The organism is Weissella tructae (assembly GCF_000732905.1).
GTDB lineage: Bacteria > Bacillota > Bacilli > Lactobacillales > Lactobacillaceae > Weissella > Weissella tructae.
The window spans coordinates 808,661-831,352 of the sequence record NZ_CP007588.1; the positions used below are offsets into that span (position 1 = coordinate 808,661).

Below are 22,692 nucleotides of genomic sequence, written 5' to 3' on the forward strand. Positions count from 1 at the left end.
TTCCTCCTTGTTTGATTATGCCCGTGGATGGCTTTTATTATAAACTTGCGTCATCCGTTCATCGGTCAAATGCGTATAGATTTGCGTCGTTGAAATATCCGCATGCCCCAACAGCTCCTGTACGATTCGCAAATCCGCACCATTATGCAAAATATGCGTCGCAAACGAATGACGCAAGGTATGAGGTGATACATCTTTTTCAATTTTCGCGTCTTTAACCCATTGTTTAATCGACTTCCAAACACCTTGGCGCGTTAATTGACGCCCATGCGCATTCAGGAAAACAATTTTCGTATCTTGTTGCTTTCCTTGATGCGGACGGCCTTCATTGATATAACGAATCAACCATTCTGAGGCGATATCACCAATCGGCAATAAACGTTCTTTATCACCCTTCCCCAGGATTTTGATTAAGCCTAGGTCGAGATGTAAATCGTCTAACTTCAAATTAACCACTTCGCTAACCCGTAAGCCAGTCGCATACATCACTTCTAGCATCGTGCGATTACGTAAACCTAAAACAGTTGTGGTATCTTGTGAATCCAGCAAGGCATCAACCTCATCAATCGTTAAGACAGCTGGTACATGATACGCTTTTTTAGGGGGATCAACATGGTCCATTGGACTAGCCGCTACCCAACCAGACTCTGACGCAAATTGAAAGAATTTACGTAGCGTTGAATGCATATGGATAATCGAATTACGTGATTTCCCCTCATCATCTAGAACTTTTAAAAAGTTCAGAATGACAAAACGATCCACGGCCATTAAATCCAGCTTCTGCTTTTGCAGATAACCCATAAAACGGACTAAGTCTTGTTGATACGAAATTTTAGTATTTTGCGATAGACCGCGTTCAACCGTCAAGTAGTGTAGATAATCCATGAGTTGATCTTGAAATGGTCCGACATCAATTTTCATGAATGCTACACTCCTTTTTATTAGTCTTCAGCTGATTCTACCAAGTGTAGTCCATCTTCATCTTGTGTTAGCTTACGTTGCTTGTACAAGGTACCAACCGCACGCTTAAATTGTGACTTAGACATACCAAAGTAACGTGAAATAGCCTTTGGTTCTGACTTATCGTTAAATGGCAATGTCTTAGTTGCTGAACGTTCCAACAAAGTCAAAATCATTTGCGCATCTTCGCCCAAAGCTTCCAAGTTACGTGGACGCATTGACAAGTTCAAGTTACCGTCTTCACGAACACCGATGACACGTACGTCCACTTCTTCACCAAGACGTGGTTCGCGATTACGTTCACTTGGGTGAATGAATCCTAATTGGTAATGTTCTGTGATAACCAACGTTCCAACCATCTTCAAACGGTAAACCGTTGCCTTAACGTTTTGGTTACGCATAAATGGCTTAGCAGGCACACGAATGGCTTGCATCACTTCTCCAGAACCCAGTTCCGCCCATAGACGGTCCTTCTTATCAATACGTAGTGTCACCATCAACTTATCACCACGTTGTGGCCATAGTTCTTTGATTGTTGGTAATTCATCTAATGACACCGCCAAATCCTTGTTCGGCAAACCAATATCAACGAACACACCCAAATCACGACGGATATCTGTAACCGTTCCCCAGGCATAGTGCCCTAGACGGACATCAGGAATGTTCTTTGTAATTTGTAATTGGTGGCGGTCGTTTTCATAAGCAAAACCGCTGACCTTTCCACCAATGTTCAATGGCTTTTCTAATTCACGCTTATCAATGGCATATGTCACACCATCAACTTGGGCAAAGTAATCCAATTCATTTTCGTCTGTAACCGTTGCTGTGATAATTTCACCAACTGTATGGGCCATGGGGGGTTCCTCCTTGTGGGCGTATTACGCCTACGAACTAAGTTTCAATTAGTTCTAGTTTAACAGATTTTCACATGCTATTGGGATTTATCTATCAACCTATCCTGGAAATTTACATATTCTTTTATGTTCCTGAACATGCTAAAATAATCAGCATACACATACGTCAAAAGGAGATTTTAATTATGCATGCAGTTGCAATGGAACCCCAAGTCCTAATCGACATTCTAGTTGGTGCCAAGAAAGGTGTTATTTACAACTTCACGACTGAACACCGTGGTGATTTGTTGGTCACATCATACGCTTTGAAGGAAGCTGGATTGCCATCAAGCATGGCTGGAGCAGTTGTCCAACTTGAAGAAATCGAAGAAACAGAAGATGGCTACATCTGGAAGTTCAACCCAGAAGTCACATTGATCCGTCCTTTCAAGGTTCGCGGAACAATGGAAATGTTCGACATCGAAGATGACCTAATCAAGCCAGAACCAACAAACTGGTTTAACATCGAACAAGAAAACGCTGGACATGAAAAGATTAACGCTTGGATCGAAAGCTACCTAGCTGACCATCCTGAAATCGACTACATTCCTCGTGCAGACATTCCTGATGAAATTGCTGATTTGGCATCATCATTTGATGACTGGCGTGAAACATACCTAAAGATGATTTACGCACCAACTAAGGATCAAAAGAAGGAATTCCGCCAAAAGCGTTACGACGTTGAAGCAAAGTAATTCCCACTTAAATACAGAAAAATGGTAGTGAACTCAGCCTTACCGGCGCAAGTTCACTACCATTTTTTTATTTATACCCTGCTATTCGTTACGGGATTGTGAGGTTATTCCCCATCAATAACGTCATCAGTACTCAAGATATACTTGTCAATCAAGACTGCAATTCCTGCACCCACAAATGGCGCTGTTAGGTATACCCATAGTGATGATAATGCCAAACCACCCGCAAACATCGCTGGGAACAATGAACGAACTGGGTTCATTGAGGCTCCTGTCAAATTACCACCAACCATCACTAAGATGAAGATGGTAAATCCAACAACCAAGGCCCCTTGGGCACCATTAACACCAAGCTTCTTATTGTTCAAAACAAGCACAACAACCAACAAGATTGTTGTCAAAACAACTTCTGTTAGGAACGCCATCCCAACACTCAAATTAGGGAATACAGTCGCATTCAGATTGTTTACCGCGACTCCTGCCTCCCAGCTTTGACCAGTTTGGTGCAAAACTGACTTGTAAGTCAAAACGACCAACAATTCACCCAACAAACCTCCAACTAATTGCGCACCAACATATTGTCCAGCTTCTTTACCAGACATACGTTTCGTCAAAAACATGGTCAGTGTTACAGCTGGATTAAAGTGAGCACCAGACAAAGGTCCAAAGGTATAAACTAAGACCGCCAGAGCTAATCCCCAACCCATGGCTGGACCAAGCAAGTCAGTATATGGCCCACCAAAGATAACCAAACCTGTTCCTAAGTAGATTAGTAACGCTGTTCCTGCGGCTTCCCCAAACAATTTCAATCGCATCATAGACTCCCTTTCTGCGCAGTACTTGTGACTGCATCATCAATCATGTGTAAGAAATCAGCCGGTTCTAATGACGCACGGCCAATCAATAAGCCATCAATATTCGGTTGTTGCATAATTTCAGCCGCATTCGCTGGTGTTACTGATCCTCCGTATTGAATACGAATCTTATCCGCCACTTCTTGCGTAAACAAGATGGCTAATGAGGCACGAATCACCTTCGCCGCATGTTCAATAACATCCATCGTTGGCGCTTCACTAGCCCCAATTGCCCAAGCTGGTTCATACGCAATCACAATTTTGTCTGCTTGCTTACGATCAATCCCCGCTAACGCAACCGCAATTTCCGTCAATGGTGGCATTTCAATATCATCCGGATTGTAACGTGTAGTATCTTCCGCAATCGCAATAATTGGCGTTAGTCCATTCCGCAAAGCAGCGGCTACTTTTAAGCCGACCGTTCCGTTGGTTTCTTTAAACATCTTACGACGTTCATAATGACCTACAATCGCGCCATTCACTCCAATATCAGCCAAGGCAGCTGGAGACGTTTCACCCGTATATGAACCTTCATCCGCCCAGTGAATATTTTCGGAGAAGATTTGTAGTGGTTCTTCAACTTGATCCGCGTAGATGACCATTTCATGTAAGAAGATATCTTGTGCCGCAATCCCAACTTCTACAACGTTAGGTTCTGGTAATTTACCTTCAATGGCACGTAGAAAATGATGCACTTCCGCAGCCTTTTTATTTGTCTTCCAATTCCCAACAATAAACGGTACTCTCATATCACTTTACCCTTCTTTCAGATGTGCTAATTGAGCCTCGCCACGTAAGTGATAGTATTCTTCTGTCATCTTCGCTAGGACATCAGGCGTCCAATTCAACACATTGGCCATTTCCGCAATGACCGCTTCTTCAATTTGATTTGTTTCTTCAGCGTGGAATAGTAGGTAATTTGTACGACGCAACAAGAAGTCAATCGGACGCATGACCATTTCCGCTTCAATTGCATAATGCAACATACTTGTTTGGGCCAAATTTAGACCTGGCGCTTGTTGTCCACTGTGCACATAAGTTAATAGCTCAGGTACATTCGATCCATACAAGTTCGCCATCATCTTCGCATCTGCTTCATCAATACCAGCATCCATCAACATGTCCGTGTAAATCGCCATTGCTTCATCCACTGCCAAGTGGTTGAAATGACCACCTGAAATGGCATATTGCGTTGAATCGACTAATGTCACAGTCTGGTTAAATTCTTCCGTCAACATTTGCGCCACTAACTTCATCGCATCTGATCCCATCAAACGATAATCGGTTAGCTTTCCACCAGAGACATTCACCATGCCATAGCTCATCTTAATTTCAAAGCCACGTGAGACACTAGATGCTGACTTACCACCCGCAGCCAAATCAGCTAAGGTTGTATCCACAACTTGACGTTCAACTTCAGCATTAAAGTATTCGTTCAAGACACCTTGTAGTTCACGCAAACCGTCATCGGTAATCTTCTTCTTTTGCGTGTTACCGTTGTAATCACCGGTTCCAATCAATGGACGCAAACCAGCCCAACTGGCTTGAATGTCGTCTAATGTAAGATCTGCATCAGTAAAACGTGCATTAACTGCCTTCAACAAGTAATCAACATCGGCTTGTTCAACACGTGGGTGTGCGTAATCGCCGGTAAAGTCAGTATCAGTCGTTCCAAAGTAAGTTTTACCCTCACGTGGAATCACAAACAACATACGCCCGTCTTGATATCCAGAGTCAAAATACAATGTTTCTGGAACTGACAAACGACTCGCATCCACAACTAGATGCACACCCTTAGTAGGACGAATCTTTTGTTGTTCATTTGTATCTGCTAAGCGTAAGACCTTGTCATACCAAGGCCCCCCTGCATTAACCACAACCTTCGCACGGATTTTGAACATTTCACCCGTAATGTTGTCTTGCACGGTTACCAACTTACCATCATCTGTTTCATTGATATCCACGGCCTTGGCTTGACTCAATGCTAGAGCACCATCAGCCGCCGCTTGCTTAATGTTTTCAATAGTTAGGCGGGCATCATTGTTTTGGTAATCCAAATAAACCGCTAATCCCAATAAATTATCTTGCTTCAAATTAGGCACATATTCACTGACTTCATCAGCTGACAATAGCTTGTGCGCATATGGGCTATCCCCTGGTACCGCCGCTAGCTTGTCATATAATTCCATCGCCAACTTAGCACTAAATGGGCTAAAAGTTGATTCCTTATCGTCATACAATGGCATCAGCATACGTGATGGGCGTGGAATGTGTGGCGCAATCTTTTGAATACGGGCACGTTCACTCACTGTATCAGCGACAACATCCACGTCAAATGTCTTTAGGTAACGGATACCACCGTGAACTAATTTCGTTGAACGACTACTTGTCCCTTCTGCAAAGTCTTGCATTTCAATTAAACCGGTCTTCAAATTTGAAGCCGCAGATTGTAGTGCAATTCCCGCACCAGTAATTCCACCACCAATCACCAAGACATCTAATGGTTCTTCTTGTAATCGCTTAAGTGTTTTTGTTCGTTCTAATGTTGACAAACTCATTTATTCCACCACTTTCTTAGGCTTGAAACTTTGTGTTGCGTTAACCGCATCAGTCCAACCTTCATACAAGGTTTGCGCACGTGTTTGATCCATTTCTGGTTCGTACACCTTTGAAATATCTTGTAGTGACTTCAATTCTTCGACGTCCTTCCAGAAACCAACCGCTAATCCAGCTAGGTAAGCCGCTCCCATCGCTGTACTTTCAACATTGGCCGCACGCTTAACTGGTGCATTCAATAAGTCAGCTTGGAATTGCATCAAGTAGTTGTTTAGTGATGCCCCACCGTCGACACGGATTTCAGGCACCGCAATACCTGTTTCACGAACCATCACGTCCACAACATCCTTACTTTGGTAAGCCAATGATTGTAGCGTTGCCTTAACAAAGTCGGCACGTGTTGTTCCACGCGTTAGACCAAAGATCGCCCCACGTGCTTCTGAATCCCAGTACGGTGCACCTAATCCAGTAAAGGCTGGTACCACATAAACTTCATCTTCATTAGTTGAACTGTACGCCAACTCTTCACTGACTGATGTCTTTTCAATCATTTCGATTCCGTCACGTAGCCATTGCATGGCTGACCCAGCAACGAAGACAGATCCTTCTAGCGCGTAAGTCACCTTACCATCCAAGCCATATCCAATGGTCGTCAGCAAGCCATGTTCAGACATGATTGGCTTATCAGCCGTGTTCATCATGATGAAGGCTCCAGTACCGTAAGTATTCTTAACGGTTCCAGCATCCAAGGCTAGTTGTCCAAACAATGACGCTTGTTGGTCACCGGCGATTCCGGCAATTGGCACTTCCGCCCCGAAGAAGTGGACTGGCATTGCCTTTCCATAAACTTCAGATGATGAACGGACTTCTGGCAAGATTGCTGCTGGGATATTTAGCAAGTCCATAATTTCTTGATCCCATTGCAACTTGTGAATGTCGTACAACATCGTACGAGATGCATTTGTGTAATCAGTGGCATGAACCGCACCACCTGTTAACTTCCACAACAACCATGTATCAATTGTTCCAAACAACAAATCTCCCTTTTCAGCTTGTTGTTGTGCGCCAGGTACATTATCTAGAATGTAGCGAATCTTTGTGGCTGAGAAGTAGGCATCGACTGTCAAACCAGTCTTTGCACGAATCATGTCTTCATAACCCTTTTCACGTAGTTCTTCCGCAATTTCCCCTGTTTGACGTGATTGCCAAACAATTGCCTTATGGATTGGTAGTCCAGTTTCCTTATCCCAAATAACTGTGGTTTCACGTTGGTTCGTAATTCCAACTCCCGCGATATCATGTGGTTGAATTCCTGATTGAATCAACGCCGTTGCGATCACCGCTTGAACGGCAACCCAAATTTCATTCGCGTCTTGTTCAACCCAACCAGCGTTCGGATAAAACATTGTAATTTCACGTTGTGCACGTGTAACGACTTCACCCTTCTTGTCATAAATCACGGCACGGGCACTACTTGTTCCTTCATCAATTGTTAAAATGTACTTTGGCATCTGTATACTCCCCTTTTTTTGTGTCACGTTTATGTAAACGCTTTCTTTTTGGTGTATAATCATATTAATTCGAAAACAGGATTTTAGGAATACCATTTTTTCACAAACATATTTGTGCATTTGCATAATGACCATTTGTGCAAAACAAAGTATGTATCCAACACATGCCAACATTCCTATTAACGAATGACTCATATTTAATTTGTGAAATAAACCGTCACACACATATAAAGGACGACAAAATCATGATACTAACATATCCAATTGCAAAAGCTGTATTCACAAAGATACAGGCAGACATCACACCAATTTCATTAATGATTACCACACCCACCGGAAAAATTCTCACAAGCGACCAACCTAACTGGACTAATGAGACACTCTCAATTCCATCAGAAGCATTAGAAAACACGTCTCCATTACAGTTAATCAATCAAGCTGACCCCGTTTATCTCATTCCATTAGTATTTCGTTCTCAAAAAATTGGTTATTTGGGCCTTGTCGGTTCACTTGCGACCATTGATCCTTTGATTAAAATCGTTTCTCGCTCGGCGAACTTAATTTTGGCCGAGGAAATGTTTAATGCGAACGCTGAAACACGTCAATTACCTGCAACACGCGCTAAGTTCTTAGATCAATGGCTTCATCGTGATCCCGATACATTCTCACACGACTTTATTTTACTGGGCCAATCTTTTGGCTATGACGTCCTTAAGCCACATCGGATTTTAGTCGTTTCAGGTTCAATTACCTCTGATGAACTAAAAGATTACGCCCTTCATGCCTTACCTTTATCAGATAATAACCAACAAATGATTATTTTAGATGGTCACAATCCCACTCTCGATGAATTATCTATTACACAGCCAGCTGGTATATCAGCGCCTACCTTAAATCTAAAACAAGCCTTACAACAAGCGCAAAGCGCACTAAATCAAGCCTTAACTCTACCAATCACATCTCCGGTTGATTGGCAACGATCACAATACATCACCTTACTCTTGTCTAGCGCGATGCAATTAAAGCGCCCTTTTAGTTTCAAGAGTAATTCCAACACGACTGATTTATTGAATACCTTCCGTGTCTATTTTGAAAATAATGGTCATCTACAACAAACGGCGGATGCCTTACACATCCATCGCAACACCTTGAACTATCGTCTAGATATGATTCACCGCACGACCGAATTAGATCCACGTAATTATCAAGACCTCATCTTCTTGTACATTGTGTTTTTGGGTCATCGTCAAGGCGAAAACGGTAGTGACACCACGCTATCTTTATAAGATAAACAAAAAAAAGCTGTACTCATATGAAATGAGTACAGCTTTTTAATATCACAGTAATATTGAATTAGTTAACCTTGGCCAACATAGGCTTCAACATAATTGGCGCTGCAATTGTTGATAGGATAATAACCACAACGAATTGCGCGAATTGTTCTGGTGCCAAGACACCGGCTCCAGCCCCAATCTTAGCAATAACTAAGGCCATTTCTCCACGAGAAACCATTCCAGCTCCAATGGCACGACCTTCGATGGCGTCCATGCCAGCAAAACGGGCTCCGAAACCAGATCCGTAGTACTTAGTTGCAATGGCCAATGCTGTCAAAATAACCAACATAACCATTTCGTGCATTGAGATTGTTAGGTGAACAGCCAATCCGATTGATCCAAAGAAGATTGGGAACAATGTCCAATCCCCCAAGATTGAAAGCCCCTTGTGCAAGTCATGGGCCTTAGACCAACGACTTACCAATAGACCAAGCCCAAAGGCGATCAATGGGAATAGTGTTGTTAGGCTCAAACCTTGGCTACCAATAAACATTGTGTAGACCGTAACCAACAACAATGCCAAGATGTCATCCAAGACAGCCGCTCCAAGCACAACGGCTCCAACACGCGTTTGGATCTTGTTTTGTTCAGCTAATACCGCAATCGTAATTGAGATTGATGTGGCAGCGAAGACAATTCCCCAGAAAATGGCGATGTCAAAAGCGATACCAAAAGCTAACGCAGCCAACGGGAAAGCGATTAGGGGAACAATCACACCCATTACGGCAACATAAGTTGCAGGCTTAGCGTTCTTCTTCAAGGCCTTAATGTCTGTTTCTAGACCGGCATTGAACAACAACAACAATACTCCAGCTTCTGCCAAAATATCGATAAGATGTGTTGGTTCAACCCACCCTAGCAAAGCAGGCCCAACAATCAGACCAGCCATCAATTGACCAACAACACGTGAGAGACCAATTTTAGTCCCTAACCATCCCGCTAATAGCGCGACAGCAATTAAAATTAAAATACTCACTAGATTTGTCATACAAATTCTCCAATTCATTTTTTCATGAGAACAATAATTAACAAAAAAAGACACCACAAGAATTGATTAGTTCCCCAACTAATCCGTTCTTGAGGCGTCCGTCTCAACCGATAATTTATTCTTCTATGTAATTTTAAGTTTACTTTGCTGAGAACAAATTGTCAAATGGTGAGTTACCAGTATGTGCGACTTGCGTCAAAAAAATCTTGATTGCTGTTTGCGTTGTTAGACCTTGTGCCTTGAAAATTTCGTCAGCCTTGTCTTTAACATTGTCTTCAACACGCAATTGAATTAGCTTTTCTGCCATCATCATATCTCCCGTCATTAGATTTTTATTTAAATTTCATAATGTAGTATAACATATTGTTTTTGAAAATAATCTACTAAAAATATGAAAATCTATAAAAAAATTCGCAGAAGACGATAAAAGCTTACAGTTATCAAGTTTTCACATACTGTTTTTAATTTTTGAAACGTTTTTCTTTTATTTAAATGCACGTTCGACGTCAAATACGTATTTGACGATTTTAATACTTTCCATAATATGATCTAATTGCTCAAGGTCATGAACACCGACAGTCAATGTAATCACAACTTCATCACGATTATTAATTCGACCATTAATAGAACGCATTGTTTTCGTCGTATTCGTTACGGTACGAATCACGTCATTCAAAAGTTTTTCACGATTTGAAGCACGCACAACTAAATCAGCTTCAAATTCTTCACGACCGCCTAATAGATCAGACGCCCAACCAACATCAATCAAACGTTGTTCAGCTTCTTGTGCGGCGTGAATGTTTGGACATTCCTTACGATGGACAGAAACACCACGTCCTTGCGTGACATAACCAATAACCTCATCCCCTGGTACCGGTGTACAACAGTGGCCTAGGCGAATCAATAGGTTATCGACACCATCAATCACGATGCTATCACGCTTACGACGCTTCACGTCCTTCTTACCGGCTGATTCTAGGGTTGTGTGGTCTTCCAACACAGCCTTTTGTTCAGCGTCTAGACGTTCTTCTTCTAATTGCGCACGCTTCTTTTCAGTAAACTTATTAACAATACCTTGTGGACTAACATCCCCAAAACCAAGACCAGCGTACAAATCTTCACTCGTCTTAAAGTATGTCTTTTCAGCCACTTCTGAGGCGTTTTCTGCGGTCATAATCTCTTCTGGGTCAAAGCCTTCACTGCGAATGTAGTCCGCTAGAATCTTCTTCCCTGCTTCGATATTTTCACCACGATCTTGCTTACGGAAGTATTGGCGAATCTTGTTACGGGCACGACGTGTTGACACAACTTGGAGCCAATCACGGTTTGGCTTCGCATTTTGTGACGTCATGATTTCCACAATATCACCCGTTTGAATTTCATAATCCAACGGTACAATGCGGTCGTTTACCTTGGCACCAGTGGTGTGATTCCCCACATTTGTATGGATACTGTACGCCATATCAAGTGGCCCAGCCCCTTGTGGTAATTCAATCACATCCCCCATTGGTGTGAAGGCAAAGGTCAAGTTTGTGAAAAGCTCACCCTTCACTGATTCCATGAATTCACCAGCATCGTGGACATCATTCAAATCCAAAATCGTTTGAATGACATTCAACTTTTGTTGGTCAGCGTTTTGTACGTCCGCACCATCATGATTTCCTTCTTTGTAGGCCCAATGTGCGGCCACACCAAATTCAGCAACTTCATGCATTTCATGCGTTCTAATTTGCACTTCCATTGGACGACCACCAGGTCCGACCACAGTCGTGTGCAATGATTGATATCCATTGTTCTTTGGCAACGCAATGTAGTCCTTAAAACGGCCTGGCATTGGTGTCCACTTAGAATGAATCATCCCCAAAACAGCGTATGTTTCTGGCATTGAATCCACCACCACACGAATCGCAGATAGGTCAAAGATGTCTTCGAAATCCTTATGCTTATCTACCATCTTACGGTAAACAGAATAGATGTGCTTAGGACGACCATAGACGTCAGTATGTTCCAGATTTAGTGATGAAATAATATTTTCGATTTCATCGACCGCTTCTTCAACAAAATTCAAACGTTCTTGACGACGCATCTTCATCTTCTTGGCGATATCATGGTATGCATCTGGATCTAGATAACGTAATGACAAGTCTTCTAGTTCCCACTTAATCGTCATGATTCCAAGACGATCAGCTAATGGTGCGTAGATTTCCAAGGTTTCTGACGCAATACGACGTTGCTTTTCTGGCTTCAAAGCATCCAATGTACGCATATTGTGCAGGCGGTCGGCCAACTTGACAATAATCACACGGATGTCTTTTGACATCGCCAAAAGAAGCTTACGATGATTCTCAGCAAGCTGTTCACGTGAAGACTTATATTCAATTTTTGACAGCTTTGAAACACCATCCACGATGATGGCAACATTCGCTCCAAATAATTCAGTTAATTCTTCTAACGTGGCATCTGTATCTTCAATCACATCATGTAAATATCCGGCCACAACTGTATCCGGATCCATGTTCAAATCAGCTAAAATACCGGCGACTTGAATGGGGTGCATGATATAAGGTTCGCCTGATTGACGCATTTGATCATGATGTAAATTTTCAGCAAAAGCATAAGCCTTATCTACTTTTGCAACATGGTCTGCGTTCATATAAGCCGCCACAGTATTGTGAACGTCTGTCGCAGTTACTGTTTTAGTCTCTACCATCGTCTCCTTCTTTCTGCTCCCTTCAAATGTTGTGAAAACATCTAATAAGCTGAGTGTATATACATACTATTCTACATTAATATCTTTATTCATTAAAGTTGAAAAGTTAAAAACAGCTTTTATTACACCTTAAAAATGGCATTTTCAGCGCCTAGTAGGGCAATCAACTCTTTTTTAGTTGTGTCATCGTCCGCTAACCATTGGCGTTGATCCAAACGAACTTTACGCCCAGACATCATGTTCACGACCACAACCGGATTTAAGCCTTTATGTTGTGGTAATAGTTGATTTAACTGTTCAATCTGTTCTGGTGCAACTAAACGTAAGTACCAAGTCCCTTTACCAACTTCAGGTAACTTCGCTACTTGAAGTTGGTTCGCAATCATTTGCAAGCCATCACCCTTACGTTGGGCTTCAACCGTCCCATTAATTTGTAAGATACGCCCATTTTCCAACGCACTACCAATTTGCTTATAAAGCGTTGGGAATACTGTAACAGATAGGTCACCACTTAAGTCCATGACATCCACGAAGGCCATTTCATCACCCTTCTTCGTGCGGATGACTTTGATTCCCTTTACATACCCTAAAATCGTTGCTTTCGGTGCATTTAAACTTAAGTTAGCGATATCTTGGTGTGGTAATGTCAAATATGCTTCTAACGGATGTCCACTTAAGTACACCCCTAGATATTCAAATTCAAGATCTAATTGTTCCGCATCGGTATATGGTTCCACCACAATTTCCTTTGGCTTCACATCCGCTAACAAATCTAATGAACCCGCTGAAAACGCAACGGCATCAATAATTGGCTTTAATGATTGGACCAGTTTCTTACGGTTCGTATCGAACCCATCTAATGCACCGGTGTACACTAATGGTTCCAACGTTTCAACCTTTTGGTATTTGGTTGGTAAGCGGGCAACCAATTCATCTAATGATTTGTAACGCCCGTTTTCTTGGCGTTCAGTGATTAAGACTTCACGGAAATCACGACGCAGACCACTAATTGACGCTAACCCCATCTGCAGTTGCCCTTGATCGGTAACCGTGTAGCCTTGCCAACTCGTGTTAATATCAGGTCGCACAATTTCAACACCAAGACTGCGTGCTTCCGCTAGGTAGGCACTAATCTTTGGACGTTGCGCAATCGCATCATTCATCACGGCTTTGTAGAAAGCGGCTGGATAATGCGCCTTTAAATAAGCCAATTGCATGGCTAGCTTTGAATACGCCACGGCGTGTGAGCGATTGAAACCATACATGGCGAAGGTTTCGATATATCCGTAGACTTGTTCCGCAAGTTCACGGGGATGTCCCATCCCTTCAGCGCCACTCACAAATTGTGCTTTAATCGCATCTAGTTGTTGCTTGTCTTTCTTAGACATCGCACGACGTAGTAAGTCGGCTTGTCCCAATGAGAAACCAGCAAATTGTTCCGCCACACGCATGACTTGTTCTTGATAGACAATAATACCGTAAGTCGGTGCTAAAATTGCGGCCATACTTGCATCAGGCACATCTTGCGCTTCTTGACCATGTTTACGGGCAATGAAATGTCCAATGTTTTGACTAGGTCCTGGACGGAATAGTGCATTCGCGGCCACGATGTCTTCAAATGAATCCGGCTTTAAGTCCTTCAACATATTCTTCATCCCAGCTGATTCAAATTGGAAAACCCCATTGGTTTGCCCTTTTTGGAACAAAGCCAATGTTTGGGCATCATTTAAATCAATTTGGTTGATATCAAAATCAGGCGCAACTTTCGCAACTGCACGTAAAGCAGTATCCAAAATATTCAAGTTAGATAAAGCCAAAAAGTCCATCTTTAATAAACCTAGTCGTTCAACTGGGCCTTTAGGTAATTGGGTAACGAGACGCTCATCTTCCCCTAATTGGACTGGCATAATGTGTTCAATCGCATCAGCAGACAGAACCACCCCAGCCGCATGCAAAGAAGCATTACGTGGTAATCCTTCAAGCTTCTTGGCTGTTTCCACTAACAATTCACCATCCACAGGCAAGTCAATCAAGGCATTCTTAAATGGTTGTGATTGTTCATATGCATCCGCGACTGTCATCCCCACTTCACGTGGTAAAGTCTTCGCTAATTGATCAATTTGGGACGGATTCAAGCCAAATACACGTGCGACATCCCGAACAACCGCACGCATCGCCATTGTTGAAAAAGTAATGATTTGCGCGACGTGCTCATGTCCATAACGTTGATGTAGATAACGCAAAACGTCTTCGCGACGATTATCGGGAATATCAATATCAATATCGGGCATTTGCACACGTTCTGGATTCAAGAAACGTTCGAACAAAAGATCATAAGCAATTGGATCAACATCGGTAATGCCTAGCACATAGGCCACCAATGATCCGGCCGCAGAACCACGCCCAGGTCCAATTCGAATATCTTCGCGCTTCGCAAAGGCAATCATATCGGCCACAATCAAGAAATATTGATTGAATCCTAATTCATCAATGATTTGTAATTCACGGGCTAAGCGTTCTTCGTACGGTACACGATCAGTATCGGGTAGTACGGATACGCGTTCATTTAAACCAGCTTGCGCTAACTCTGCTAAATAGCTTGTTGCATTTTGTCCCTCTGGTAATGGCACAGCTGGTAGATTGTCTTGTGTTGCTTCGATTTCAAAGTGACTATTTTCCGCAATCCAATCCGCTACTCCAACGGCATCCGCTAAACCTTTTGCCACAAAACGTTCGGTACTATCCACTGCGCTTGCCAAATAGCGATTTGGCGTGTCTTTTTGACTCGCCGCAATGTTAGCCAATACTTCTCCTTGGCCAATCTTCGTGACGACTTGTGCGGCAAATTGATCACTTGGATCAGCATATTCCACGCTATCTAACGCAACCAACGGTACATCACAGGCACCTGATAGTGTTCGGTATGTTGTAGTCGCATCATCCGTCATATCTGATGACACACCTAAATAAAGATGCCCAGCAGGTACGATGGCTTGCACATCCGCCAACCATTTACCTGCGACATCAATATTACTTTGCATCCCCAATAACAATGACAGTTCACTGATACGCGGCACAATCACAAAAAGACCTGCTAAATGATCACGCAGGCTTTCTAAAGTGACAGGCTCTGTTTGGCTCATAATCACACTACTGATATGCAAAAGGTTACGATAACCTGTTTGATTTTCAACTAATAACACAAAAGGAAATGGTTGTGTCATCGTTAAGCCTTGCATTTGAGCGGTTAGACCCAAAATTGGTTTAATGTCCGCAGCCAAAGCAGCATTATAAAAGGCATCCATTCCATACAGGACATTTGTGTCTGTTAGTGCGACTGATGTGTACCCTTTTTGCTTGGCATTCTCAACCAACGTTTTAGGCATCATTGGGCTTTCTAACAAACTGAAGGCTGACTTTGTTTGTAATGGTGTCATGTTGCTTCCCCTTTCGTAAATTACCGGTTCATTAACTGGGGATAAAACCCCAAAGTAAAAGAAAATTAAGGCCCTAAGGGGCAATTTATCAAATCTAATAAAAAAACTAACCGTTCAGGGTTAGTTTCTTTAGACTATTGTTCATCTGAATAATCGCTTGGATCGGCTGAACGAGAGATAACGTAGAACATCAATACTCCGATAACTCCCATTACGGCTGAAAATAATGCAGTAGCAGTCGCGTCATAAGACACACCTTGTAAAGCACTTGAAATGTATCCAATGACTTCACCTAAAATAAACATCCAAAAGAATAAATTGATATATTTCATCATTGCTTCAGCAACCTCGATTTCTCACTATAATATATAGCCATTTTAAACCTGTTTGCTCAAAATGTCACATCATTTCGTTAATTCTCGTCCTGACTTTTTAAAGAAAAAAGCAGGGCGGGATTGAAACATCATCTACATGTGTCAAATTTCGTCTTTAAAAACGTGAGTACTTCACGATTGTGTAATCAAAATCGTTTTCTGAATCAGCTGGACCACTAGCGATTTCTTCACCACGCCACTTAGTCTTATCCACTTTATCCATGTGTACATCCCCACGGAAATCAGTGTCCAAATAAGTCACATACAAATGATCGGCAACGGCCATGAAGCTTTCATAAATTGGCTTTCCACCAATAATTTGTAGCTTAGCTCCAGCATCATCGGCCATCTTCATAGCAGTTTCAACGTCATAGACTTTCACAAAACCTTCAGGTACTTCTAGTGTTTCATCACGTGTTAAGACCAAGTTGACACGCTTGGGCAATGGACGACCACGGAAACTGTTCATCGTGTTACGCCCCATCACAATCACTTGATCAATGGTTTCTTCCTTGAAGAACTTCAAGTCGGACTTTTGTTGCCAAGGAATCCCACCATCAAGCGCAATAGTGCCATCATTTGTTTCTGCCCAAATCAAATTTACTTCTGCCATATTAATTCTCCGCTCGTTCTGAAAGTTCTTCCCAACGCAACATCTTGTCTTCCAACGCTGTGTTCGTTGCATCAAATTCACGTTGTAGATCACTTAGCTTACCAAAATCAGACCCATTTTCAATCATGGCCGCTTCTAGTTCACCAACTTTTTCTTCTAACGCTGCAATATCATCTTCAATAGTAGCCCACTCTTGCTTTTCAGCCCAAGTGAACTTCTTTTTCTTTTCCACAACAACTTCAGGTGTTGCTTCAACGACTGGTTGCACAGCTTCTTTTGCTTCAGCTAACTTGCTTGGCGCATTCTCAATCGTTGGGGCACCAAAGCGCTCCAAGTAATCAGAGAAATGACCCGCAAAACGTGAAATTTCACCTTGGCCATGGAAGACCAATAGCTTTTGCGCAACCTTATCCAAGAAGTAACGGTCGTGGGAAACTGTAATAACTGTACCCGCAAAGTGTTGTAGGTAGTTTTCTAGAACAGTCAATGTCCCAATATCCAAGTCATTGGTTGGTTCGTCTAGCAATAGCACATTAGGTTCTTGCATCAATAGCTTCAACAAGTACAAACGACGCTTTTCCCCACCTGATAACTTATGAATCAAAGTTCCATGCATGAAGCTTGGGAATAAGAATTGTTCCAACAAGTCAGAAACTGACACACGATTACCATTACGGTCAGTGATTGCTTCCGCAACATCTGTTAGATATTCAAAGACACGCTTGTTTTCAGGAATAGGTTCCGTTGTTTGCGTGTAAAAGGCCATTTTAACTGTTTCTCCAATTTCAACAATTCCACTATCTAGTGATTGTTGTTCGGCGATAACCTTCAATAGCGTTGACTTACCTGTTCCATTTGGTCCAGTAATCCCAACACGTTCATTCGCTTGAATCAATTCATTGAAGTCTTTCAAGATAATACGTTCATCAAAATCAAGATTTGCGTCTTCAATATTGATAACCTTCTTACCCAAACGTGATTGCCCAATCGCAACTTCAACGTCTTCATCAATTTGCAATGTCCCACGTTGCGCTTCAATTTCCGCAAAACGATTTTGACGCGCTGTTTGCTTGGTTGAACGAGCACGTGCCCCAGCCTTCATCCAAGCTAATTCTTGCTTGTACAATTGTTCATTCTTGTGATCAGCCGTCTTTTGTGCGGCAACACGTTCAGCTTTCGCCGTCACAAAAGCTTCATAGTTACCCTTGTATTCGTACAATTGTCCAAATGACAATTCGAAAATACGGTTTGTTACGTGGTCCAAGAAGTAACGATCGTGGGTTACGGTCATCACGGCACCATGGTAACTCGCCAAGTACTTTTCTAACCATTCAATTGAATCAAAATCCAAATGGTTGGTTGGTTCGTCCAACAACAATAGGTCTGGTGCTTGAATCAATACTTGCGCTAGACCGACACGCTTACGTTGTCCCCCAGATAGTTGACTGACCTTCAAGTTGAAATCAGGCAAATGAAGTTGTGTCAAAATCGCCTTCACTTCTGATTCGGCCAACCAAGCTTCTTCTTGGTCCATACGGGCTTGTAGCTTCGTATAGTTCGCAATCACCTTGTCATCTTCCGGATGTGCTGAATAGGCTTCTAAAGCAGCTTCATAATCACGTATCAATTGAAAGACTGGTTGTGCTCCCGCAAAAATAGCTTCTAAGACATCTTTTTCATCATCTAGAATTGGCTCTTGTGCCAAGTAACCAATTGTATAGTCATTTGGTGTGTCAATCATCCCACTATCAGCTGGCACCACATCAGAAATGGCATTCATCAATGTTGTCTTTCCAGAACCATTAACTCCGATAACACCAACACGGTCACCAGTTTCAATTAGAAACGATACGTGATCAAGTAATGTCTTTTCCCCATAGATACTTGTTAAATCAATTGCTCGTAATTGTTTCATTATTTTTTCTCGTTTTCATTTTCAATGGCTGTTTTCACAGCGTCCGCTAACGCAGCTGCATCATTAGGCAGTTCACCTGCCACCACCGCAGCTTCCAAATCGTTAATCAAGCGTCCAAACAGTGGACCAGGCTTCAAACCAAAGTCGACAGTTAATTCTTTACCTGTCATTTGTAGTTCAGCCTTGCTCTTGATCACCAAGGCGTCATAACGTTCAGCGAGACGTTGTGTGTCCACTTGTAGTTCGCTTAATTCTGCGACCACCAATGCTGTATGAATCGCTGACCCAGTCATGTACAAGTCAAAGTTCGTTACATCGCCTAGACGTAACTTATTTAACAATGTTAGACTCGCACGCACTTCATTTAGCATGTCCTTACTGTGCTTCCAAGTACGTAAGAACTTATTTGAATCTTCACTAGATAGTCCCAATTCAAACGCTAATAAAGTCCATGCAATTTCAGCTGTTTGCGGTTGGCTAGCGACTAATAATTTCGCAAACGCCACAAGATCTAATTCAGAACCACCTAACGCAGGCATGAACTTAAAGAGACCAGTTGTGACCATTTCCAACACCGCATAGTGCGCTGCTTTTCCTTGCATCAACTTCGTGAATTCCACGTTCGTACGTTCAACGGCAATATGGGCCATCAGAGCCGCATTATCACGAATCGCGACTAAGGTAGCTGGTTCAATTTCAAAATTCAATTGCGCCGCAAAACGGACAGCACGCACCATACGTAATGCATCTTCATTGAAACGCTCATTTGCATCGCCAACTGCTCGTAAGATACCGTTGTCTAAATCAGCTAATCCATCAAATAGATCAATGATTGTCCCGTCTGCTTTCATCGCTAAAGCATTCACCGTAAAGTCACGACGCTTTAGATCTTCTTCCAATGAACGGACAAACGTTACTTCGTCAGGACGACGGAAGTCTGTATAGGTTGATTCTGTTCGGAAGGTTGTTGTTTCATAACCTTGTCCGTGGTCCAAAATCATCACTGTACCGTGTTCAATCCCTGTATCCACAGTACGTTCAAATAATTCTTTAACTTCATTCGGATATGCAGATGTCGCAATATCCACATCATGAATCGGCTTACCTAATAATGTGTCGCGGACTGATCCCCCGACAAAGTAAGCTTCATAACCACCTGCTTCAATGGTCGCTAAAATTGGTAACGCGGCTTCAAATTCTGCTGGTAAATTCTCAATTTGCATACTAGCCTCCAAGTGTTTTCTCGTATCTCTAGTATAGCAAGGAATGCGGGGATTCGTTCATTTTTTTATATATTCATCTGTATCTGTATGTACACAAAAATGCCAGTAGAAATTTCATGATTTCCACTGGCATTTTATCTATCTTAATTAAGAAATTATATTTATGCTCTAAATTTAAAGTCTTGATTATCCTTGTTATTATAGTCTGATGACATATCTTTTACGTAGGTAAACGACCCGTCACCATTATCGGTTACAGTACCAATCACACTTCCCGGCATTTGATGTCCTGCATAAACATAAAAACCATTTGTTTTTTCAACTAGCCACATCGCAAAACCAGTAGGATCACTCTTACTATGAATGTGTCCATAAATGTTATTTAAGATACTTTCACGGATCGGCCACAATGATTGATTCGTTGTGCCAAACCTTACTGCATTTGATTTTACATTTGTTTCAGCTGATGAAATCATTGCACTATCTGTAGACTCAGGAGTAGTTGTAACCTCTGGTACTTCACTTGATTGTTTCATAGATTCACTGACTTCTGATTCTTTAGCGGCACGTGATTCCGATTCACTAGATACTCTTTCAATCACAGATTCTGGTGCTACTTTTTCTATCTTTTTTGCGCTAACCATCCCAAAAATTGCACTACCAGAAATAATAGTTCCCACTAATACAATTATCATTAAAATCTTTTCTGATTTTCCCATTTCCACTTCCCCATTTTGAAACATTATCATAATAATAACATCCATTAACATTTCAAAACAATTAAATTTAGATGAAAATAAAAACAATTGTACATTTACATATATGGAAATATCATCATTTCTCATCCATCAATAACGTTTTCTCAAAATAATCAAACAATTCATCATTTTTCCAAAAACCAATCCTAATACCGTCAATACCTCTAGTTAACAGAACATAGTAAATGTTTAAAACGAACAATGTAAATTCTTTTTTGTTTTCATCAGTAAAGGCTTCATCTACAGAAAAAACACCATTTACATTATGAAAATTTTCACGAACAGCATACAACTGTCCTTTCTCATCTATCCCTAAATCATCACCTAAAAGAACACCTACTTTATTCAAATCAATACCTTGCACAGCAAATACTGAGCCAATTTGATCTTCAGCATCTTCTTCGTCTGAGTCAATCCAATTTTCTTGTGTTGAATTCCAACGTCGTTTAATATCGCCTTCAATCCAATGATACTTCTTTGAATCTTTTCCATCTTTTTGTGCCCAATACTCAACTAATCCTCCAAGTACTCTATTAGTATGATGACTGTTTAAATTCCTATCGTGCTCAATCCAATCAATTAAATTTTTTAAAGGTTGCTCAGTATAGTACCCAAAATAAGATTCATCATCCATTTGCTTAAATACATCCCTATTAAAATCAGGATTAAAGTTTGTTTGATGCAATATATCCATGTCTTTATATAACAACCACTTAATTCCATTAACATAATCCTCAGACGTATACGAAGCACCCTTAGGCGCTTTGATTCTGAATTGTGTTGATAGATATTGTTGATTGTAATTTTTCGTTAATTCACGATAATCGTGTCGAGATATATTAGCCGGTCGAATACCTTGCAAAACATCATACATTAGAATGATTTGTTTTCCTACTCGTTGAATTATTTCTAAATGGCTATGTAAATTTTCATAACCTAGCTTTTTATACACTGAATTAAATGTAGGATGTTGCTTATTTCCTCTACGTGACAATTTATGTGATTCATCAACAACAATGTAATCATATTTTTCGCCTGATGTGATTAACTTAGTAGATGTGACAACATCCCATTGTTGTTTAGGAAATCCATATACATTAAAAATTTCTTTTCCAATTCTTTCCCAATTTGGCGGAACTACCACCGCCACTCGTTTCCCAGGATTTTCCTTAAGCAATCTCGCCACTAAATGGGTTAAAATTACTGTTTTCCCAGTTCCAGCATCACCATTTATGACAAAATTCATATCTGGTTCAGTCAAAATTTTATCAATAATAGCTTCCTGCTCAATTGTTAGTGATTTTATTGGACTATATTTAGTTAAAACACTGGATTTTAATTCTTTTAATGATGCAGCATTAACTAATCCATTTTGTCTTAGCTCATTTTCCCACAAAGGAACCAAAACATTAAATAGCACTTTTTCTTGATCTTTATATTCGTTTACATAGTTCCCATTTGTTTTATTAACTACTTCTTGAAAATCAAAAGATACTGTCGTCTTCTTTTCATAATCAGATTTGAAATACATAATCAATTGACGTTCTACATCATCTAAGGCAGATCCATGAAACAGACTTGAATAAACAACTAATACCTTGTTAAATTTTATCTTAATAAAATTTTCTTCAATTCCGCTGTAATGTTGCGTATGTCGTGAGATAAAATGCTTAGTTTGTCCTATATATACTTGTCCTGTTTTATCACTATGATAAATGTAAATAACATTTCCTGACAATAATTTATTTTTTATTCCTTGTTGCAAGAACTCATAATTAATTATTTTGTTATGATTATCCAAATCAAGATTAACAACACCATACTTCGCCATATTTTCACATCCATTTTCTTTATGTGATTTTAATTATATA

At 41.1% G+C, this 22,692-nt stretch carries 18 protein-coding genes; 2 read left to right on the forward strand and 16 right to left on the reverse strand.

What is annotated here, in order from left to right; translation table 11 throughout:
- Positions 1-15: 15 nt before the first annotated feature.
- Both xerD and WS08_RS03945 read right to left on the reverse strand, forming a co-directional pair.
- Positions 16-921 carry a site-specific tyrosine recombinase XerD gene (xerD, locus tag WS08_RS03940; RefSeq protein WP_009496451.1) on the reverse strand — a complete coding sequence of 302 codons (906 nt, stop codon included), beginning with the start codon at positions 919-921 and terminating at the stop codon, positions 16-18.
- Between the two features lie 20 nt (positions 922-941).
- Positions 942-1,814 carry a CvfB family protein gene (locus WS08_RS03945; RefSeq protein ID WP_009496450.1) on the reverse strand — a complete coding sequence of 291 codons (873 nt, stop codon included), beginning with the start codon at positions 1,812-1,814 and terminating at the stop codon, positions 942-944.
- A gap of 185 nt (positions 1,815-1,999) precedes the next feature.
- Between WS08_RS03945 and WS08_RS03950 the strand changes: the two genes are divergently transcribed.
- The gene (locus WS08_RS03950; RefSeq protein WP_009496449.1) at positions 2,000-2,548 is read left to right on the forward strand and encodes a hypothetical protein; all 549 of its coding nucleotides are present in this window, start codon (positions 2,000-2,002) and stop codon (positions 2,546-2,548) included.
- Positions 2,549-2,652: 104 nt separating this feature from the next.
- Here WS08_RS03950 and WS08_RS03955 read toward each other — a convergent pair whose 3' ends face one another.
- Genes WS08_RS03955 through glpK form a run of 4 tightly spaced genes read right to left on the reverse strand, consistent with a single transcriptional unit; the run spans position 2,653 to position 7,469 of the window.
- The gene (locus WS08_RS03955; protein WP_241761921.1) at positions 2,653-3,366 is read right to left on the reverse strand and encodes an MIP/aquaporin family protein; all 714 of its coding nucleotides are present in this window, start codon (positions 3,364-3,366) and stop codon (positions 2,653-2,655) included.
- On the reverse strand, positions 3,363-4,151 hold the full coding sequence (gene tpiA / locus WS08_RS03960; RefSeq protein ID WP_009496447.1) for a triose-phosphate isomerase: 789 nt from the start codon (positions 4,149-4,151) through the stop codon (positions 3,363-3,365). The genes WS08_RS03955 and tpiA overlap by 4 nt, the downstream gene beginning before the upstream one ends.
- Positions 4,152-4,157: 6 nt before the next feature.
- Positions 4,158-5,960, reverse strand: coding sequence for an FAD-dependent oxidoreductase (locus tag WS08_RS03965; RefSeq protein WP_038528426.1), 1,803 nt, complete (start codon positions 5,958-5,960; stop codon positions 4,158-4,160).
- Positions 5,961-7,469: a glycerol kinase GlpK gene (gene glpK / locus WS08_RS03970; protein WP_009496445.1), complete on the reverse strand. Its 1,509-nt coding sequence runs from the start codon at positions 7,467-7,469 to the stop codon at positions 5,961-5,963.
- Positions 7,470-7,714: 245 nt separating this feature from the next.
- Here glpK and WS08_RS03975 point away from each other — a divergent pair, with 245 nt between their 5' ends.
- Positions 7,715-8,755, forward strand: a complete 1,041-nt coding sequence (locus WS08_RS03975) for a helix-turn-helix domain-containing protein (RefSeq protein ID WP_009496444.1) — start codon at positions 7,715-7,717, stop codon at positions 8,753-8,755.
- Between the two features lie 67 nt (positions 8,756-8,822).
- Here WS08_RS03975 and WS08_RS03980 read toward each other — a convergent pair whose 3' ends face one another.
- The 10 genes from WS08_RS03980 to WS08_RS04025 all read right to left on the reverse strand — a co-directional run bounded on the left by WS08_RS03980 (position 8,823) and on the right by WS08_RS04025 (position 22,652).
- A complete protein-coding gene (locus WS08_RS03980) occupies positions 8,823-9,791 on the reverse strand; it encodes a cation:proton antiporter (RefSeq protein WP_009496443.1) in 969 nt (322 codons plus the stop codon).
- A 139-nt stretch (positions 9,792-9,930) separates the two neighbouring features.
- Complete coding sequence (locus WS08_RS03985) at positions 9,931-10,098, reverse strand: type II toxin-antitoxin system RelB/DinJ family antitoxin (RefSeq protein ID WP_009496442.1); 168 nt, start codon at positions 10,096-10,098, stop codon at positions 9,931-9,933.
- A 177-nt stretch (positions 10,099-10,275) separates the two neighbouring features.
- The gene (locus WS08_RS03990; protein WP_009496441.1) at positions 10,276-12,501 is read right to left on the reverse strand and encodes a RelA/SpoT family protein; all 2,226 of its coding nucleotides are present in this window, start codon (positions 12,499-12,501) and stop codon (positions 10,276-10,278) included.
- A gap of 122 nt (positions 12,502-12,623) precedes the next feature.
- Positions 12,624-15,938 (reverse strand): DNA polymerase III subunit alpha, encoded by a 3,315-nt coding sequence (locus tag WS08_RS03995; protein ID WP_009496440.1) that lies wholly within the window; start codon positions 15,936-15,938, stop codon positions 12,624-12,626.
- Positions 15,939-16,072: 134 nt separating this feature from the next.
- Positions 16,073-16,273: a YjzD family protein gene (locus tag WS08_RS04000; RefSeq protein WP_009496439.1), complete on the reverse strand. Its 201-nt coding sequence runs from the start codon at positions 16,271-16,273 to the stop codon at positions 16,073-16,075.
- A 154-nt stretch (positions 16,274-16,427) separates the two neighbouring features.
- A complete protein-coding gene (locus WS08_RS04005; RefSeq protein WP_038528437.1) occupies positions 16,428-16,925 on the reverse strand; it encodes a dihydrofolate reductase in 498 nt (165 codons plus the stop codon).
- A 1-nt stretch (position 16,926) separates the two neighbouring features.
- Complete coding sequence (locus tag WS08_RS04010) at positions 16,927-18,840, reverse strand: ABC-F family ATP-binding cassette domain-containing protein (RefSeq protein ID WP_009496437.1); 1,914 nt, start codon at positions 18,838-18,840, stop codon at positions 16,927-16,929.
- Complete coding sequence (locus WS08_RS04015) at positions 18,840-20,063, reverse strand: CCA tRNA nucleotidyltransferase (protein ID WP_009496436.1); 1,224 nt, start codon at positions 20,061-20,063, stop codon at positions 18,840-18,842. The genes WS08_RS04010 and WS08_RS04015 overlap by 1 nt, the downstream gene beginning before the upstream one ends.
- Positions 20,064-20,224: 161 nt before the next feature.
- Positions 20,225-20,782 (reverse strand): hypothetical protein, encoded by a 558-nt coding sequence (locus WS08_RS04020; protein ID WP_038528441.1) that lies wholly within the window; start codon positions 20,780-20,782, stop codon positions 20,225-20,227.
- A 115-nt stretch (positions 20,783-20,897) separates the two neighbouring features.
- Complete coding sequence (locus WS08_RS04025) at positions 20,898-22,652, reverse strand: DUF2075 domain-containing protein (RefSeq protein WP_009496434.1); 1,755 nt, start codon at positions 22,650-22,652, stop codon at positions 20,898-20,900.
- Positions 22,653-22,692: the final 40 nt, after the last annotated feature.

What these genes read in the sequence shown, in the direction of transcription:
- xerD (WP_009496451.1), bottom strand. Translation starts at nt 921, where the DNA reads ATGAAAATTGATGTCGGACCATTTCAAGATCAACTCATGGATTATCTA.
- WS08_RS03945 (WP_009496450.1), bottom strand. Translation starts at nt 1,814, where the DNA reads ATGGCCCATACAGTTGGTGAAATTATCACAGCAACGGTTACAGACGAA.
- WS08_RS03950 (WP_009496449.1), top strand. Translation starts at nt 2,000, where the DNA reads ATGCATGCAGTTGCAATGGAACCCCAAGTCCTAATCGACATTCTAGTT.
- WS08_RS03955 (WP_241761921.1), bottom strand. Translation starts at nt 3,366, where the DNA reads ATGATGCGATTGAAATTGTTTGGGGAAGCCGCAGGAACAGCGTTACTA.
- tpiA (WP_009496447.1), bottom strand. Translation starts at nt 4,151, where the DNA reads ATGAGAGTACCGTTTATTGTTGGGAATTGGAAGACAAATAAAAAGGCT.
- WS08_RS03965 (WP_038528426.1), bottom strand. Translation starts at nt 5,960, where the DNA reads ATGAGTTTGTCAACATTAGAACGAACAAAAACACTTAAGCGATTACAA.
- glpK (WP_009496445.1), bottom strand. Translation starts at nt 7,469, where the DNA reads ATGCCAAAGTACATTTTAACAATTGATGAAGGAACAAGTAGTGCCCGT.
- WS08_RS03975 (WP_009496444.1), top strand. Translation starts at nt 7,715, where the DNA reads ATGATACTAACATATCCAATTGCAAAAGCTGTATTCACAAAGATACAG.
- WS08_RS03980 (WP_009496443.1), bottom strand. Translation starts at nt 9,791, where the DNA reads ATGACAAATCTAGTGAGTATTTTAATTTTAATTGCTGTCGCGCTATTA.
- WS08_RS03985 (WP_009496442.1), bottom strand. Translation starts at nt 10,098, where the DNA reads ATGGCAGAAAAGCTAATTCAATTGCGTGTTGAAGACAATGTTAAAGAC.
- WS08_RS03990 (WP_009496441.1), bottom strand. Translation starts at nt 12,501, where the DNA reads ATGGTAGAGACTAAAACAGTAACTGCGACAGACGTTCACAATACTGTG.
- WS08_RS03995 (WP_009496440.1), bottom strand. Translation starts at nt 15,938, where the DNA reads ATGACACCATTACAAACAAAGTCAGCCTTCAGTTTGTTAGAAAGCCCA.
- WS08_RS04000 (WP_009496439.1), bottom strand. Translation starts at nt 16,273, where the DNA reads ATGATGAAATATATCAATTTATTCTTTTGGATGTTTATTTTAGGTGAA.
- WS08_RS04005 (WP_038528437.1), bottom strand. Translation starts at nt 16,925, where the DNA reads ATGGCAGAAGTAAATTTGATTTGGGCAGAAACAAATGATGGCACTATT.
- WS08_RS04010 (WP_009496437.1), bottom strand. Translation starts at nt 18,840, where the DNA reads ATGAAACAATTACGAGCAATTGATTTAACAAGTATCTATGGGGAAAAG.
- WS08_RS04015 (WP_009496436.1), bottom strand. Translation starts at nt 20,063, where the DNA reads ATGCAAATTGAGAATTTACCAGCAGAATTTGAAGCCGCGTTACCAATT.
- WS08_RS04020 (WP_038528441.1), bottom strand. Translation starts at nt 20,782, where the DNA reads ATGGGAAAATCAGAAAAGATTTTAATGATAATTGTATTAGTGGGAACT.
- WS08_RS04025 (WP_009496434.1), bottom strand. Translation starts at nt 22,652, where the DNA reads ATGGCGAAGTATGGTGTTGTTAATCTTGATTTGGATAATCATAACAAA.